General features: G+C 44.8%; 17 protein-coding genes. 2 read left to right on the top strand and 15 right to left on the bottom strand.

Translation table 11 applies throughout. The annotated features are described in order from the left end of the window. Nucleotides 1-257 precede the first annotated feature (257 nt). The 10 genes from Q0101_RS01610 to Q0101_RS01565 all read right to left on the bottom strand — a co-directional run bounded on the left by Q0101_RS01610 (nt 258) and on the right by Q0101_RS01565 (nt 6,296). On the bottom strand, nt 258-1,004 hold the full coding sequence (locus Q0101_RS01610; RefSeq protein ID WP_297941657.1) for a DUF4272 domain-containing protein: 747 nt from the start codon (nt 1,002-1,004) through the stop codon (nt 258-260). Nucleotides 1,005-1,161: 157 nt separating this feature from the next. Then, nucleotides 1,162-1,890 carry a hypothetical protein gene (locus Q0101_RS01605; RefSeq protein ID WP_297941654.1) on the bottom strand — a complete coding sequence of 243 codons (729 nt, stop codon included), beginning with the start codon at nt 1,888-1,890 and terminating at the stop codon, nt 1,162-1,164. 121 nt (nt 1,891-2,011) lie between these two features. Beyond that, entirely contained in the window at nt 2,012-2,380 is a 369-nt protein-coding gene (locus Q0101_RS01600) for a hypothetical protein (RefSeq protein ID WP_297941652.1), read from the bottom strand. A 135-nt stretch (nt 2,381-2,515) separates the two neighbouring features. Continuing rightward, entirely contained in the window at nt 2,516-2,926 is a 411-nt protein-coding gene (locus Q0101_RS01595) for a hypothetical protein (protein ID WP_297941650.1), read from the bottom strand. Nucleotides 2,927-2,957: 31 nt separating this feature from the next. Further along, nucleotides 2,958-3,530 carry a hypothetical protein gene (locus tag Q0101_RS01590; RefSeq protein WP_297941647.1) on the bottom strand — a complete coding sequence of 191 codons (573 nt, stop codon included), beginning with the start codon at nt 3,528-3,530 and terminating at the stop codon, nt 2,958-2,960. A gap of 277 nt (nt 3,531-3,807) precedes the next feature. Beyond that, nucleotides 3,808-4,110, bottom strand: coding sequence for a hypothetical protein (locus Q0101_RS01585; RefSeq protein WP_297941644.1), 303 nt, complete (start codon nt 4,108-4,110; stop codon nt 3,808-3,810). Next, nucleotides 4,095-4,370 carry an immunity 53 family protein gene (locus Q0101_RS01580; protein ID WP_297941642.1) on the bottom strand — a complete coding sequence of 92 codons (276 nt, stop codon included), beginning with the start codon at nt 4,368-4,370 and terminating at the stop codon, nt 4,095-4,097. The genes Q0101_RS01585 and Q0101_RS01580 overlap by 16 nt, the downstream gene beginning before the upstream one ends. Nucleotides 4,371-4,431: 61 nt before the next feature. Next, nucleotides 4,432-4,824, bottom strand: coding sequence for a hypothetical protein (locus Q0101_RS01575; protein ID WP_297941640.1), 393 nt, complete (start codon nt 4,822-4,824; stop codon nt 4,432-4,434). Further along, a complete protein-coding gene (locus tag Q0101_RS01570; protein ID WP_297941638.1) occupies nt 4,797-4,931 on the bottom strand; it encodes a hypothetical protein in 135 nt (44 codons plus the stop codon). The genes Q0101_RS01575 and Q0101_RS01570 overlap by 28 nt, the downstream gene beginning before the upstream one ends. A gap of 498 nt (nt 4,932-5,429) precedes the next feature. Further along, on the bottom strand, nt 5,430-6,296 hold the full coding sequence (locus Q0101_RS01565) for a hypothetical protein (RefSeq protein WP_297941636.1): 867 nt from the start codon (nt 6,294-6,296) through the stop codon (nt 5,430-5,432). Nucleotides 6,297-6,926: 630 nt separating this feature from the next. Here Q0101_RS01565 and Q0101_RS01560 point away from each other — a divergent pair. After that, on the top strand, nt 6,927-7,076 hold the full coding sequence (locus Q0101_RS01560; protein WP_297941634.1) for a hypothetical protein: 150 nt from the start codon (nt 6,927-6,929) through the stop codon (nt 7,074-7,076). 172 nt (nt 7,077-7,248) lie between these two features. Here the strand turns inward: Q0101_RS01560 and pepE are convergent, their stop codons facing one another. Both pepE and Q0101_RS01550 read right to left on the bottom strand, forming a co-directional pair. Beyond that, nucleotides 7,249-8,082, bottom strand: a complete 834-nt coding sequence (pepE, locus tag Q0101_RS01555; RefSeq protein ID WP_297941632.1) for a dipeptidase PepE — start codon at nt 8,080-8,082, stop codon at nt 7,249-7,251. Between the two features lie 230 nt (nt 8,083-8,312). Then, a complete protein-coding gene (locus Q0101_RS01550) occupies nt 8,313-9,413 on the bottom strand; it encodes a hypothetical protein (RefSeq protein WP_297941630.1) in 1,101 nt (366 codons plus the stop codon). 150 nt (nt 9,414-9,563) lie between these two features. Here Q0101_RS01550 and Q0101_RS01545 point away from each other — a divergent pair, with 150 nt between their 5' ends. Beyond that, nucleotides 9,564-9,812: an MGMT family protein gene (locus tag Q0101_RS01545; RefSeq protein WP_297941628.1), complete on the top strand. Its 249-nt coding sequence runs from the start codon at nt 9,564-9,566 to the stop codon at nt 9,810-9,812. 735 nt (nt 9,813-10,547) lie between these two features. On the opposite strand, the gene Q0101_RS01540 is transcribed toward Q0101_RS01545, so the two are convergent. The 3 genes from Q0101_RS01540 to Q0101_RS01530 are packed head-to-tail and all read right to left on the bottom strand — an operon-like array spanning nt 10,548 to nt 12,585. Continuing rightward, the gene (locus Q0101_RS01540; RefSeq protein WP_297941626.1) at nt 10,548-11,381 is read right to left on the bottom strand and encodes a methylated-DNA--[protein]-cysteine S-methyltransferase; all 834 of its coding nucleotides are present in this window, start codon (nt 11,379-11,381) and stop codon (nt 10,548-10,550) included. 53 nt (nt 11,382-11,434) lie between these two features. Further along, nucleotides 11,435-11,848 carry a hypothetical protein gene (locus tag Q0101_RS01535; RefSeq protein ID WP_297941623.1) on the bottom strand — a complete coding sequence of 138 codons (414 nt, stop codon included), beginning with the start codon at nt 11,846-11,848 and terminating at the stop codon, nt 11,435-11,437. A gap of 17 nt (nt 11,849-11,865) precedes the next feature. Further along, nucleotides 11,866-12,585: a CorA family divalent cation transporter gene (locus Q0101_RS01530; RefSeq protein ID WP_297941620.1), complete on the bottom strand. Its 720-nt coding sequence runs from the start codon at nt 12,583-12,585 to the stop codon at nt 11,866-11,868. Nucleotides 12,586-12,879: the final 294 nt, after the last annotated feature.

The following is a 12,879-nucleotide window of genomic DNA, read 5'->3' as shown; positions in this document are numbered from 1 at the left end:
AAGGCGAAGTATTTTTCGCTTAAACGAGGCGAAATTTAATTTTTAAGCGCAGGCTGGTTTAAATTTGAGTTAAAGAATACAAGAGCGGCAGTATCGCGAGATAGATTTAAATGTTGTGCAGAAATTTTAAGTCAAGACAACGCGCAGTATTTTTTCTTTAGGCGAGGCGGAAATGAGCCGAATGAAGGAGCGTATATTATAATATGCGACTGAAATTCGGCGAAATTTCCAACGACATATAAAGGAAAAAAGGGTTGCTAGGTATTCAAGTCCGGATAATCCCACGCATTATATTCATCCGTCAGATTATCGTTTTCGTCCCCCTTGCAGCACAGCCACTCTAGTCCGCCCCGTCTCTCCATCACGACCTCTTCGTCGAGTCCCGCGCAGTCTGAGCCGTGCACGCGGGCATTGACGCACGCCCAGTGGTAGCGGTAGATGAGATCGAGCGCCTGCAAAATTTCATCCGTGCCCCGCAGCTTCACGCGCGCCGAAAAATCGCCGCCGCTAAAGGTGTCCATCACAAAGGTGCAATCGCAGATCTCGCTCGGAAAGCTAAGCTCATCCACGAGCCCCATCGCCCACATCAGCGCCCACAGCGACTCGTATTTCCAGCCCATATTTATGGCCTCGTCGCGGCTCGCCTCGCCTTGCGTGACGCGGCGCTCCATGCGCGTGAGCTTGTCTATGCAGCCGTAGCGGTTCGTAAGGAAGCCCTGCGCGCCCTGCTTACCCTCATCCGCGAGCTTGCCCTCGTCTCTGATCGAACAGGCGCACATTATCGCCGCATACGAGCAGATCGCGCGGGCGATGACCTCGTCTTTTTCGCGCGGAGTGATCTCGCTCGTCTCGTATCGCAGCGGCAGATGGTCAATGTACGGTACGCCCTGCGATTTTAAAATTTCGATGCTTATATCCTTGCGCTCCTGCGCGCTCTTGCCGATCTTTGTGCCGTTTTTACCGCCATTTTTTGCGCCTTTTTTGAAAAGATTTAATAAAGCCATCGTCTCTCCTTTTAAATTTGATGAAATTATAACAAAAAGGGCGCTTAAATTTTAAAATTTAAACGCACGTCAATTTAAAATTTTATTTTCCAGTGATACGCATAAATTTCTAATTTTGGGCTGCATTATTTAATTATTTTAACGGCCAAATTTTAGATTATGTTATCTCTACCGATATTTGAGCGTCGATTTTGCCGTCGTTTTCTTTTAAAATTTCAGGAAATCCCAATTTTATAATCTGTTCTTCGGAGAGGCTATAAGAATAGTGGATATTTGCCTCTATGCTCAGCGGGCGGACTATTTTTGCAACTTCGCTAAAAGGCAGCTTAACGTCCAATAGTGCCAAGTAAAAGGCTTCCGTATCGCTATCAAAGACATTTATATAGCAGCCTTTTATATTTTTATCGCTGCTATTTGAAGCTTTGATTATTCTTTCATGGCCGGCAGAGGAACCAAAGAAGTATGAAAAACCGGGCTTAACCATATCAAGGCATCCAAAAGATCTCATCTGCTCTATGTTTAAGCTATAGCCATATACATAATAAGGATCGTCTGCATCCGATTTTACAATTTGTTTTATATCTTCTAAATCAAGATCTATTTGCCGAGAATCGGCGTAGCTCTCATCGATACCGAAAGATGTTATATCATAATATGTCTTATAATACATATCGCGTATATGAAATTTAATTCGCTTATCGCTTAAAAGCTTTGGATCTATTTTTAGACCGAGTTTTTGCGCGTCCGATTTCGCAATCGATTCGGGCTCGAATATAAATTCTTTTCCAAAACGACCGCTTTGCCCTTTTGGAATTTTAATCCAATACAGTTCTCGTCCATCTCTTACCGGAAAAAGATAACGGAAAATACCTTTTACGCTTTTCATTTTTGAATCCTTCTTGTTTTATTTGCTTTCTCAACTCGCTTTAAATTTACGCTATGCTCGCTTGGATACTCTGCGCGTATTAAAATTTTAAAATCCGCGCCAAGCATCTTTCACCTGACGACTAATAATCTCTTTTTACTATATCGCCCTTTTTTATAAAATACTCCGTTTCGCTGCAGGGATAGTAAATTTTACACCACTTGTCGCCACAGCTTTCGATAGGAACGACGCCAAATATTCCTTTTCTAACATCTGCTATCGTAAAATTTCCATCTTTTATTATATATATCGGGGCTTTTAAATCATTTCTACTCTTTAATTCATAAAGTTTTTCGACACCTATAGGATAATCGCTAAACAATGTTTCGCAAGTACTAGCATAGCCGCCCCCGTTCCCATAAGTAATAAAATGGTTGGTTAACAAAAGATCCTTGCAACCCCTAAATATTGCCATCCAAATTATAGCTAATATTAATGTCAAAATTTTCATCTTATTTTTGCCTCCTTTACTGGAATTTTATTTATAACGCCTTATGATATTGCTTGCAAATACATATGTAATTTTAAAATTTTATACCTTAACTGCGTCTATCTTTTGAATATTTTATTTCTCATCGCACCGATTTTACACCCTCTTTAGCCACTCTTTTTCAAATTTAAAATATTTCTGAAGCTTTTTATTCTTTTCTATTTGATTCCACTTTTCTATCTCGGCATAATCTTGCAGTTCGCCTCCGCACTTAGGGCAAATACTCCTATCTTTAACGTCCGAGAAATTATAAAATTTAAAACACTCTTTGCAGCGCATAAATTTAGGATAATATTTTATGCTTTTTTCGGAGCGAAATGCGAGATATAAAAAGAAAGCGCACGCCACAAAGCATAAAATTCCTATGATGATACGCAGATACGCGCTTTCAAGCTTTACAGATGCCATAAAGCCGGGTTTTATATCGACTTTTCCCAATAAAACGGCCGCCAGCCCCCATGCGAAAAAAGCAAAAAAGCCGATTAGTGCGAAAATTCTATTTAGCATTTTTATATATTCCTCTATAACAAATCGAATTTCATCTCTTTTTAAATTTACGCCTTTTGATCTTCGGAGTTTTAGCGCTTTGATCGGAGGTGTTTCTTTTCCAGTAGCCGCCGTCATTATACTCTGTAAGCTTTTTGCTGCAGTCCGGGCAAATTTGATCCGTATCTTTGACATCCTCGTACATGTAAAATTTAAAGCAGTCCTTACACCACATATACTTCGGGTATCTTTTTATGTTCTTTTCAGAGCGGAAGGCGAGATAAAAAAACGAGATACTAATAAGTAAAATCAAAAATCCCGAGATAAGAGAAGGATATCCGATTTTGCTTTGTATTCCTGCGGGATCTTGCGTTGTAAAAATTTCTATAGATATTATCAAAAGGCTTAAACCTATCAAGGCATTAATCACTCTACCTATTTTTTTGTTTATGAAAATTCCTGCAGAAGCAAACAATACGCCGATGATAAAAATCTTGATAACATAGACCGGCTCAACTGCGCTCCAGCCTCCGTATTTAAAATACATCTTTCCGCTAAAGTAGCCAAGAATGCTTTCAAATACAAAAAATGCGCCCAAAAGTATTAAACCTATCCTAGTGCTCATTTCTTATTCCTAAGGCTTTTTTGAGATAGTTGTCATTGTTTGAATAGTGCCTCATTGGGCTGTAGCTTGTTGTCGGGGGCATATTTTCATTAAGCATATCGTTAGCAAAATTTATCAAATTTAATAAAATATCTATTTTAGCCATCAATGTTGTATTCACCCTCACACCTCTATAACCATATCCTTATACTTTTCATAAAGCTTTGGCTTGAAAATTTTAAATTTCATAATGCTCCTTTTTAAATTTAATCGGTTGGCAATATTTTATTTACATAATCTAAAGCTTTATCCAATCCTCTTTCTTTACGCCGAATTCAAATTCCGCCTGCTTAAACGCACCCTCTATGCTTTCATGATAGGTATCGGTTTGCTCCTTCTCCGATTTGTCGAGATAGAACAGATAAAATCCGCTGTCGCCATCGTATTGAACGATGCTTAAAGCAAACGGCTGCGGTAAAATTTTATTGCCGTCGTAATGAGTAGTATTTCCAGTGGCTACGAAGCTCTTTTTACTATCTTTCAGATAAATTTTATATAGCTCTTTCATAATGCTTTCGCTAAATTTTAATCCGTTAGCCATTTTACCACGTATTCCAATAACTCCTCTAAATTCTCGGCTCCACAACTTCCTTTGAGTTTGTTTTCCGTGGCATTGACGAAAAACCAATCCTCGTCATCTCTATCGACATTTATTTTTATCGGCTTTTTGCCGTTCTCGCCATCGATTTCGATCCACCAGCCCGGGTTATCGACCGTTTCCAGCGTAAGGCCGTATTGATGCTCCCATTCTCCGTCGCATTTGGAAGCATACCAGTCTTGTATAAGTTTTAGATTATTCATTGTTTCCTCCTACGTTTAATAATTGTTCTAGTATTTCTAATACCTTCTTCTAAAGGTGCTACTATAATGTTTTTGTCCAAAAATTTATCGCATTTTTTATCTCTTTTTCAAAATGTTTGAATGGTATATAAATTTTATCTTGCTCATAGAGTTTTAACTTTTTATATTTCTTGGAATGCGTAATTCTTGTAATATTTTCATAATTTTTTTGTAAAAAATCTATGATTATTTTTACTTCATCCCTGCTAAATTGTTTCGCTCGCGCCCGCCGCATAGGTGGTGTAAATGCTTGAATAAACATATCTTCTATAATCGCTTCATCGCCGAAGCGCTCGTAAAAATCAATAAAATCCAGGATATAATACCTAAAAGTATAGTCATTGAAAACCTGCAAATCTCCCAATAAGAGTTTGATTGTGCTATGGTCTAAATCGCACAGATCTTTACCGCACACAGATCTTGCTCGACAAACTCATCCTTTTGTACAGGATTTGTTATAATTTCCGGCTTTTGCAGTTTAAGCCGCGCCTTTAGCGCCTTTATTCTATTTGATAAGTTCATTTATTTATTCCTTTGTGCCCAAAGCGTTTGAAACGGAGAATTTCATCGCTCGCGCGGAATTTCGTATTTAATATTGCATTTTCCTCCAAATAAAAGTCGTTGCGAAATTTTACTATCCCAAGGGTTAAATCAAGCTTTCAAATTTTAATGCACGCGAAAAGCAAAAGCTCAAATCCGCTTAAATTCGGCTGCTAAATTTAGCCGCCTCGCGCATCGACTGCCGACATTACCGCAGCGCGGTTTTCTGCCCTCTCATCCTCGGCGTTCTTGATGGTGTTTTGATGCGGCGCCTTATCGTAAAATCTCCACGCGAGCGATCCGCACTTTTACGGCGATTCGGACAAGATAAAAAATTGTAAATTTCTTCCGTTTTTCTAGATTAAATTTCTGCGGTTGCCCGCATCGATTTTGCGGCATAAAAGCGTCGTCGCTTCTTTTGCCGAATATAACCGCTTCGCCGTATTCGGCAATGATCGGTAACATACGGTAAGTGATTAGTTATTTCGCGCTTGGGGCGTCGTCCTTAAAATTGGGGGCTAAAGTATAAAGGTGCTCAAATTTTGCTACGAAGCCTTCGCGCAGTAAAGCCTCAAGCGCCCGATTAAAAAGCGCCGTTTGCGCGGCCGTATCCGCACAAGAATTTGCGGCGAGCTCGTCGTGCGTTTGCGACGACTGCGCGATAAGCGCACGGATGATCGCTCCTCGCGCCTGACGCAGAGATCCTTTAAATTGAGACTGCTTGACGTAGTGTTTGCTTTGCCTGTTCGGATTGTCCCGCCGCTTTTTGAGCGCCGCGCCGTAGTCCATCAGCGCATAATACCACGTTCGCGGATCCTCCTCATAAAGGCTCGCGCGCACGAGCGGCGCGATTTCTTTATCGCTCACTTCCTCGCGGTACGAGAAAAAGAAGTGGATGAAAACGGCGCGGATATTCGTCTCGATAAAAATCGTGGGCTTATCGTAGGCAAACGCGGCGACGGCTGCGGCGGTGTAAGCTCCGATACCGGGAAGCGTCCGCAGTGCGGCAGGATTAGAGGGCACGGCGCCGTCAAATTCGCGCACGATCTTTTTGGCGCACTCGTGCAAATAGCGCGCGCGGCGGTTGTAGCCCAGACCCACCCAGCACCGTAGCACCTGTGTAAAAGGCGCGTCGGCGAGCGCGCGCACGGTGGGGAATTCCTCCAGCCAGCGCGCATATTTGGGGATCACTCGCTGCGTCTGGGTCTGCTGCAGCATAAACTCCGATACGAGGATCGCATACGGATCGCTCGTTTGTCGCCACGGCAGCGCCCGCCCATGTTCGCGGTAAAAAGATAAAATTTCGTTTTGAAACTCCGCATAATCCGTGCCGTTTGCTGCCCGCATAATTCGCTCCCTTATCTTAAATTTAAACCTTACGTATCGGCGCTACTGGGTACGTTTATGCGCCGAACCGCCTTTTGGTATTTTTCGGTTTTTAAAATCTCGGCTACAAGCTCATCGCCGCTCGGCGCAAGCGAGTGGCGATACAGGCGGAAGTGCTCGTTTGCTCGTCGCGGCGCCCTTTGATCTTTAAATCGGCGGTGCCGCCCGTTTACGGCGTCGTAATATTCGGCAATTTGTCGTCGTTTGGATCAAATTTTAAAATTTTACCGTCCGCGTAGCGCTTCACGTAAAAATAATCTTTGTAAAAATAAGCGCCGCAGCTAAGCCCGCGACCGATCGCTTCGTCGTTTTGAGTTTATCTTTGATCGCTGAGAAAATTTTCCCAAGTAGCCGCGCCCCGATTTTTTGCGACGAGTCGCAGCGCGATCATCTCTATAGCTTCTTGCGTCTCTGCTCGCCCGTGCCTTCGATGATGCTTTGATGCATATCGTCGTAAAATATCCTTACGGGCGATTAGGGCTCTTGCGGCGATTCTAGCGAAATAAAAAATTTAAAACTTTGCTCCCGATCGCTTAAGTTTCGGCGGCCGCCCACATCGATTTTTACGGCACTATAAGCGCCGCCGCTTTTTTGCAAATATACCGTCCCGCCGCAGCCGGCAAGGATGTCCGCGATATACGGAATAAAATCGCCGAGCGGCATAAGAAGGTGGACGCGGGGCATTTTATCTGCGTTTTAAATTTTACTTTTTATGGCTTCGGCGATCGCACGCCGCTTTAAATCGATGTTTATCTTTTGACCATGCGTCCACATAAGCAAAATGCGCTTTGCCGCATAAATTTAAAAGCGGCGCCCGAATTTAGCCGAGCGCCGCAATTAAAATTTAACCGATTTGCGCATTCAAACGAGCAGTGCCGTCTGGCACCTCTTGGTTAAATTTAAGCGGGTGCGATCAATACTTAAACGAGCTGCCCGGCTCGATCAACTTAACCTTTTGTTTATAATTCATCTTTAGTACCGCAGCAGGCCCTAGCACGGTCGCCTTTTCGCCCTCAAGCCAAAACGCCGTACCCTCCGGCATCGCGTACACCGTCGATTTTTGATTAGCGATCAAAAATTCCTCCAGCCTCTCCTCTCTGCTCTCGCCGTTGTGCCCCGCAGGCTTGCCCGAGATGAAGTGCGGATTGATCTGGTGCGGGAAGATGTTGAAGGTATTAAACGACTCGGGCTCGATGATCGGCATATCGTTCGTCGTCATCATCGTAGCGCCCGCGACGTTCGAGCCCGCGCTCCAGCCGATATACGGCGTGCCGTCCTCGACCATTTTGCTAATCAGGGCGATGAGCTCGTTTTCATACATATCGTGCACGAGCTTGAAGGTGTTGCCGCCGCCTACGAATATGCAATCCGCGCTCGCGACTTCCTTCGCGGCATTTTTAGCGTGATGAACACCGACGATATTCAAGCTTAAGCTCGCAAGCGCCTCTTTGACGCGCTTTTCATATTCGTCGTAGCTCCTGCGAAGGCTCGCGTAAGGGATAAAAACGATCTTTTTGCCCGCGAGGTTGTTCTCCTGCGCAAATTTACCGATCCACGACACCGCGTGCGATAGATACTTCGTGTCTTTGTAGCCCGAGCTTGAGAGCAGCAGCGCTCTTTGCTTGCTATGATCGCGCTTGGAGAGCTTAAACGCCTTTTCGCTCGCAACCAGTTCGCTCGTACCGAGCATCGCAGCGCCCGCCGCCAAAGCGGCTACTTTTAGCAGGTTTCGTCTTTGATTTTGCATCTTTTCTCCTTTAAATCAAAGTTGATATCTGTTTTGAAATTATATTCCTTTACATATAAAGAGGGGCTGAATATTCGGTTTAAATTTCGCTCGCCCGAAGGCCTCGGCAAGGTAAAATTTTAAAACTACTAAATTTTGAAATTAGGCGAGGCGCCGCGTCGTAAAATTTAAAAGCGCGGCTAAATTTAATGAAATTCAGGGCACCGACACGAGGTTAAATTTAGCGAGATTTACGCTTCGTCCTTCGGAATATAAGTGCTTCGATTAAACAGATAGCACGCTACAAAAACGAGAAAACAAAGCGATAATACATTTGAACCGCTCAAAAACAGACCTATTATCCTCTCATTATTTTTAGCGATCAGCGCCGCTATTATGAGCGCAAGCGGATAGAGGATCAAAGCCACGCTGGCTAAATTTTCGATTATAAAAACCGCCAGAGAAAAGCACTGATTTTTTATAAAAAGTTTGCTATATTTTTTCGTCGGATAGCTTTTTAGATAAATTCGCGTAAAAATATATGGTAAAATCAACACCGCAGCAAGAGAAAGAAGCCCGCCCAGAACGTTATTTACAAAGCTTGCAAACCACGAAACTAAAACCGTAAAGCCCACAAACGTCACGCTAGAGCGTCTGATAAGCCTATGTGTGTCGTAGCGATTTTTTAGATTACGCGGTAAATTTTTAAATTTTGCGTCCAGGTCGTTTAGTTCGGTTAGTCTTTCCTCTGCGGATTTTGCGCTTTGAGTCGCCAGATCGGGCTCCCTGCGTAGATCTGAAGCCCCGGACGCGGGTGTATATGAGCTTTTATTGAAAAAATAGCATATCGCAAAGATTAACAAGCAGATTGGAGCCACTAAGAGGCCGTATAAAAATGCATAAATACCATATCCTCCGTCATTATCTTCGACGAAAAATGACCCCAAAATAAGCAGAATCGGATATAAAATCAAAACTATGCTGGCAAAATTTTCGATCGTAAAAACCAACAAATTATCCCCTTGATCTTTGATAAAAAGGTTGCTGTATCGCTTAGTCTTAGTGTATCTTAAAAAGCAGATCGTCGCGCATATAGGCAAAACTATTATCGCGACATCACGAATATATATAAAAATTTCAGATGATAATTTTATGCCGATATTTGTAAAAAATGGTTCCAAATATGCTCCCAATATCATCGAAAAATAAAAAGTAGCAAACGCTGATGACCAGTACGCCATAATCGCGCGTCTGATAAATCTATGCCTATCGTATCGCTTCTTTAAATTTTCAGGGATAGCGGCAAATTTCTCGTCCAGCTCTTTCGTGTCTGATTGGAATTTCTCGTCCACAGCTCGCTCCTTTTATAAAGCGCTAAATTTTAGAAATTATATCGAATTTAGCGGCGCAAAGTGACTAAATTTAGGTCTAAATTTAAATGCGAAAAAGTATAATCGCGCCATGGTTTTGACGCAAAATTTGATCTATGAAATTTTACCCTTGTGGGGGAGATCCCCGCGGGCAGGGTCGCTAGCTACGGGCAGATCGCGCTCCTGATCGGGCTGCCCGCTCACTCGCGGCTCGTGGGGCGCGTGCTCTCGCAAGCAGAGCTCTACGGCGACTACCCGTGCCACCGCGCCCTTTATCACGCGGGCGCTTTGGCGGCGAGCTTTGCGGCTCAGCGCGAACTGCTAGAGGCCGAAGGCGTGGAATTTAGAGGCGAGCGCGTCTGTATGAAAAAGCACCGCTAGGAGTGCTAAGATCTAATCGCCGCAGCCTGAAGCACGGAATTTACGGATCGTTTGAAGCGCGAAATTTTAAATCGTCCGCGACATGGAATTTTAATTTATAAAATTTTTAGATCCGCGCAGGTTTAAGCGGCGTAGCGGCAGCGCTTCCGCTCGCTAAGAGGCTGCGAGCTTTATTTGTTTGTAGATGCGGCGCAATCATACGCGAAAAGATAAAATTTCATCTTTTTTGCGCGGCGGTTTAAAACGCTAATTCAAGCGGGCTCCTTGGCAATTAGCCCGCCGCAGTTTTAAGAAGCAGGCGCGACGCCACCTATTAGTTTTTTCACTGCAGGCTTTCGCGCCCGTTTCGGCGCCGCTTGTAGATTTTTGGCTATCGCAGATTTTGCAGCGGCCGATCTGTTCGTCCTCGGCGCGTTAAAATTTTAAATCGATGCGGCTTCTGCGAGAGGCGGAGAAAAAGCGGCGAAATTTTAAATTTTGCTCAATCCACTCTATGGGCGCACCAGTGCGGGACGTTTTGCGGTGCGCCGATTTGAGTTTCAGGCGGGGCTCCGTTTCGGCGACGTAGCTAGGCTCATTTGACGATACGGCTCGCAACGCTTATCGTCCTTTTGGCACAAGCCCCATCTTGCGCGGCTTTGCTATCCGGCTGGCTTTTTTTGGGCCTTTGGCGCGCTACCGGCCGCTTAAATTGTATTCTTACGGCGCAGTGCTATTTGAGGGCGTGAAAAGCCCCTACATATTGATGCCTTCGAGCTTCAGCAGCTTTATTTTTCTATCGATGCCGCCCGCATAGCCCGTGAGGTTGCCGTGCGCGCCTATGACGCGGTGGCAGGGGATGATGATCGAGATATCGTTGTGTCCTACTGCACCGCCCACGGCTTGCGCGGACATCTTCGCTAGCCCGCGCGCCGCGGCGATTTCGCGCGCGATCTGCCCGTAGGTCGTAGTTTTGCCGTAAGGAATTTTGAGCAAAATTTCCCACACGGCGCGCCTAAACGCCGAGCCCACGGGATTTAGGGCGGGCGTAAAACCGGGTTCGCGTCCGCTAAAATACAGATCAAGCCAGCGCTTGGTTTGATCTAAAACGGGCAGGTTTTTCTCCTCGAAGTAGCCGCTTTGCTTGTTTATGCAAAATTTTTCACCCACGCTTTGCGCCGAAAGGTCGGTCGCGTAAGATTTTTTGCTCGCATCCTGAGCCGCAAAATCGCGCTCACAGAATTTTTCGCTCGCTACAAGTACGTTCGCGCAGAATTTTACGTCCGCGCCGCTCTCCGCTTCTGCGAAATCGCGCGCGTTGTACTTTTCATCTGCGCCGTTCGTCGCTTTTGCAGCAAAATCGCTCTTTGTGCTCTTTTTCAACGCCGCAAAATCGCGCTGTGTTTCGCTTGCGGCGTGCTTCTCTTTTGCGAACAGATCGGCGCTGTCCTGCTTTTCATCCGCACCGCTTGCCGCAAGAGCGTGCGCGTAGTATTTCTCGCCCTCGAACCACAGCCCGCAAAGCCCCGCCTCATCGCCCGCGAGCGTGATTTCGCCAAGCGGCGAGTCGTAATATGCGATAAATTTCATCACTCCTCCTATTTTGCGCTTTTACGATTAAATTTAGACGCCGCAAACAGCGCTTAAATTTCCCAAATTTCTAAAATTTGCGGGCAGATTTTAGCTACGCTTTGCTTAAACTCCGTCTTTTGCGCGCTACTCGGGTCGCCAAGGGTTTCAAATTTGCAAAAAAGCTCCGCGATCTTTAGCCAGCTCGCAAGATTTAGATCGAATTTTTTCAAATTTGCTTCGGACAAAAACTCCAGATCATGGTCGTAAAACGCGATCTCGCCGCTAGAGCTTAGTAGCCAAAGATCGCCGGTGCCGCTATCTGCAAAGATACAAAACTCGCGCAACAGCTTACTATCGCCCTCAAAAGGAAATTTCGCCGCGTCGTTGCAGAGCGCGATCTCGTGCTCTTTCAGCACTCTAAAATCGCCCGCAATCTCCCTGCCGAGGTATCCGCCTAGGATATTTTTAAGCTCGTTTTTGTTCAAAATTTAACTCCTCCGCTTTAGTTTCGTTTTTTGGCGTAGAGCATAAGAAAGCCGACCATCGCCGCGAAAATCACGCACATCGCAAGCGTCACGATGAGCGTGCCGTGCGCCGAGCCGCTTAAAAACAGCCCCGTCGTGTTCATCCCGAAAAAGCTCGTGATGAAATTTAGCGGCATCAGCAGCGACGAGATGATCGTGAGAATGTAGATGTTGCGGCTGATTTTGTCGTTTTTGAGGCCTTGGATGAATTGATAGATATCCTCGATCCTGACGGCGTATTCGCTCATTACGCCTTTAAAAACGCCCGCTTCGTAGGCGTAGTTTTTCAGCTGTTTTTTCAGCGCCGGCTGCTCATTTGCGCAGATGAGAAGCGCCTCGTAAAAATGCGAAATTTTGTTTTGAAATTTGCGGATTTCGTATTTTAGGACAGAGTGCCTTTTCATAAATTTTGAAAAATCGCCGCGTCTCGTGTAGATTTTTTCGTAATTTTCAAGCTCTGCGGAGTGCTCTAAAATTTTATCGCGATACTGCGCGAGGATCTTTTTGACGATCGCGAAAAACTCCGCCTCGCTGCTAGGCCGCACCTCGGCGGCACCCTCTTGCAAATAGATCGCGCCCGCGTCGAAAATAAAGCGGTAGTTTTGCTCGCGCGGCGCGTCCGTCACGAAGTACACATACTCGCGATCCTCGGCGTAGTAGTAGCCCGAAACGCTGCGCTTTTCGGTAATCGGGTTCAATTAAGCCTCCTTATTCAATCGTTTTAAATTTACGAAATTTTATAATTTCGCTCAAATTTACGGAATTTTGAAATTCTGCTGCCGATCAGAATTCCGAAATTCCGCCGCCGTTTAAATTTTATCGTATTTGGAATTTCAAAATTCTTTTGCGCTTGGAATTTTAAAATTTTGTGAGCTGTAAATTTCGGCTAAATTTTAAAATTTCGCATGCCGTAAATTCAACCCCTATTAAAATTTAACGCGAGTCGTAAGGCTCGCACCGCTTAAAGCGTTGTCGGGGGATGGGTGGGGTTT

The sequence above is a fragment of the uncultured Campylobacter sp. genome, from assembly GCF_937921625.1.
GTDB lineage: Bacteria > Campylobacterota > Campylobacteria > Campylobacterales > Campylobacteraceae > Campylobacter_B.
Note: the sequence above shows the minus strand (reverse complement) of the source record. Positions and strands in the feature narration are given on the sequence as shown.

Coding starts and splice junctions, on each gene's coding strand:
- Q0101_RS01540 (WP_297941626.1), bottom strand. CDS start 11,381: ATGAAATTTATCGCATATTACGACTCGCCGCTTGGCGAAATCACGCTC.
- Q0101_RS01590 (WP_297941647.1), bottom strand. CDS start 3,530: ATGAGCACTAGGATAGGTTTAATACTTTTGGGCGCATTTTTTGTATTT.
- Q0101_RS01610 (WP_297941657.1), bottom strand. CDS start 1,004: ATGGCTTTATTAAATCTTTTCAAAAAAGGCGCAAAAAATGGCGGTAAA.
- Q0101_RS01565 (WP_297941636.1), bottom strand. CDS start 6,296: ATGCGGGCAGCAAACGGCACGGATTATGCGGAGTTTCAAAACGAAATT.
- Q0101_RS01600 (WP_297941652.1), bottom strand. CDS start 2,380: ATGAAAATTTTGACATTAATATTAGCTATAATTTGGATGGCAATATTT.
- Q0101_RS01605 (WP_297941654.1), bottom strand. CDS start 1,890: ATGAAAAGCGTAAAAGGTATTTTCCGTTATCTTTTTCCGGTAAGAGAT.
- pepE (WP_297941632.1), bottom strand. CDS start 8,082: ATGCAAAATCAAAGACGAAACCTGCTAAAAGTAGCCGCTTTGGCGGCG.
- Q0101_RS01585 (WP_297941644.1), bottom strand. CDS start 4,110: ATGGCTAACGGATTAAAATTTAGCGAAAGCATTATGAAAGAGCTATAT.
- Q0101_RS01580 (WP_297941642.1), bottom strand. CDS start 4,370: ATGAATAATCTAAAACTTATACAAGACTGGTATGCTTCCAAATGCGAC.
- Q0101_RS01570 (WP_297941638.1), bottom strand. CDS start 4,931: ATGAACTTATCAAATAGAATAAAGGCGCTAAAGGCGCGGCTTAAACTG.
- Q0101_RS01595 (WP_297941650.1), bottom strand. CDS start 2,926: ATGCTAAATAGAATTTTCGCACTAATCGGCTTTTTTGCTTTTTTCGCA.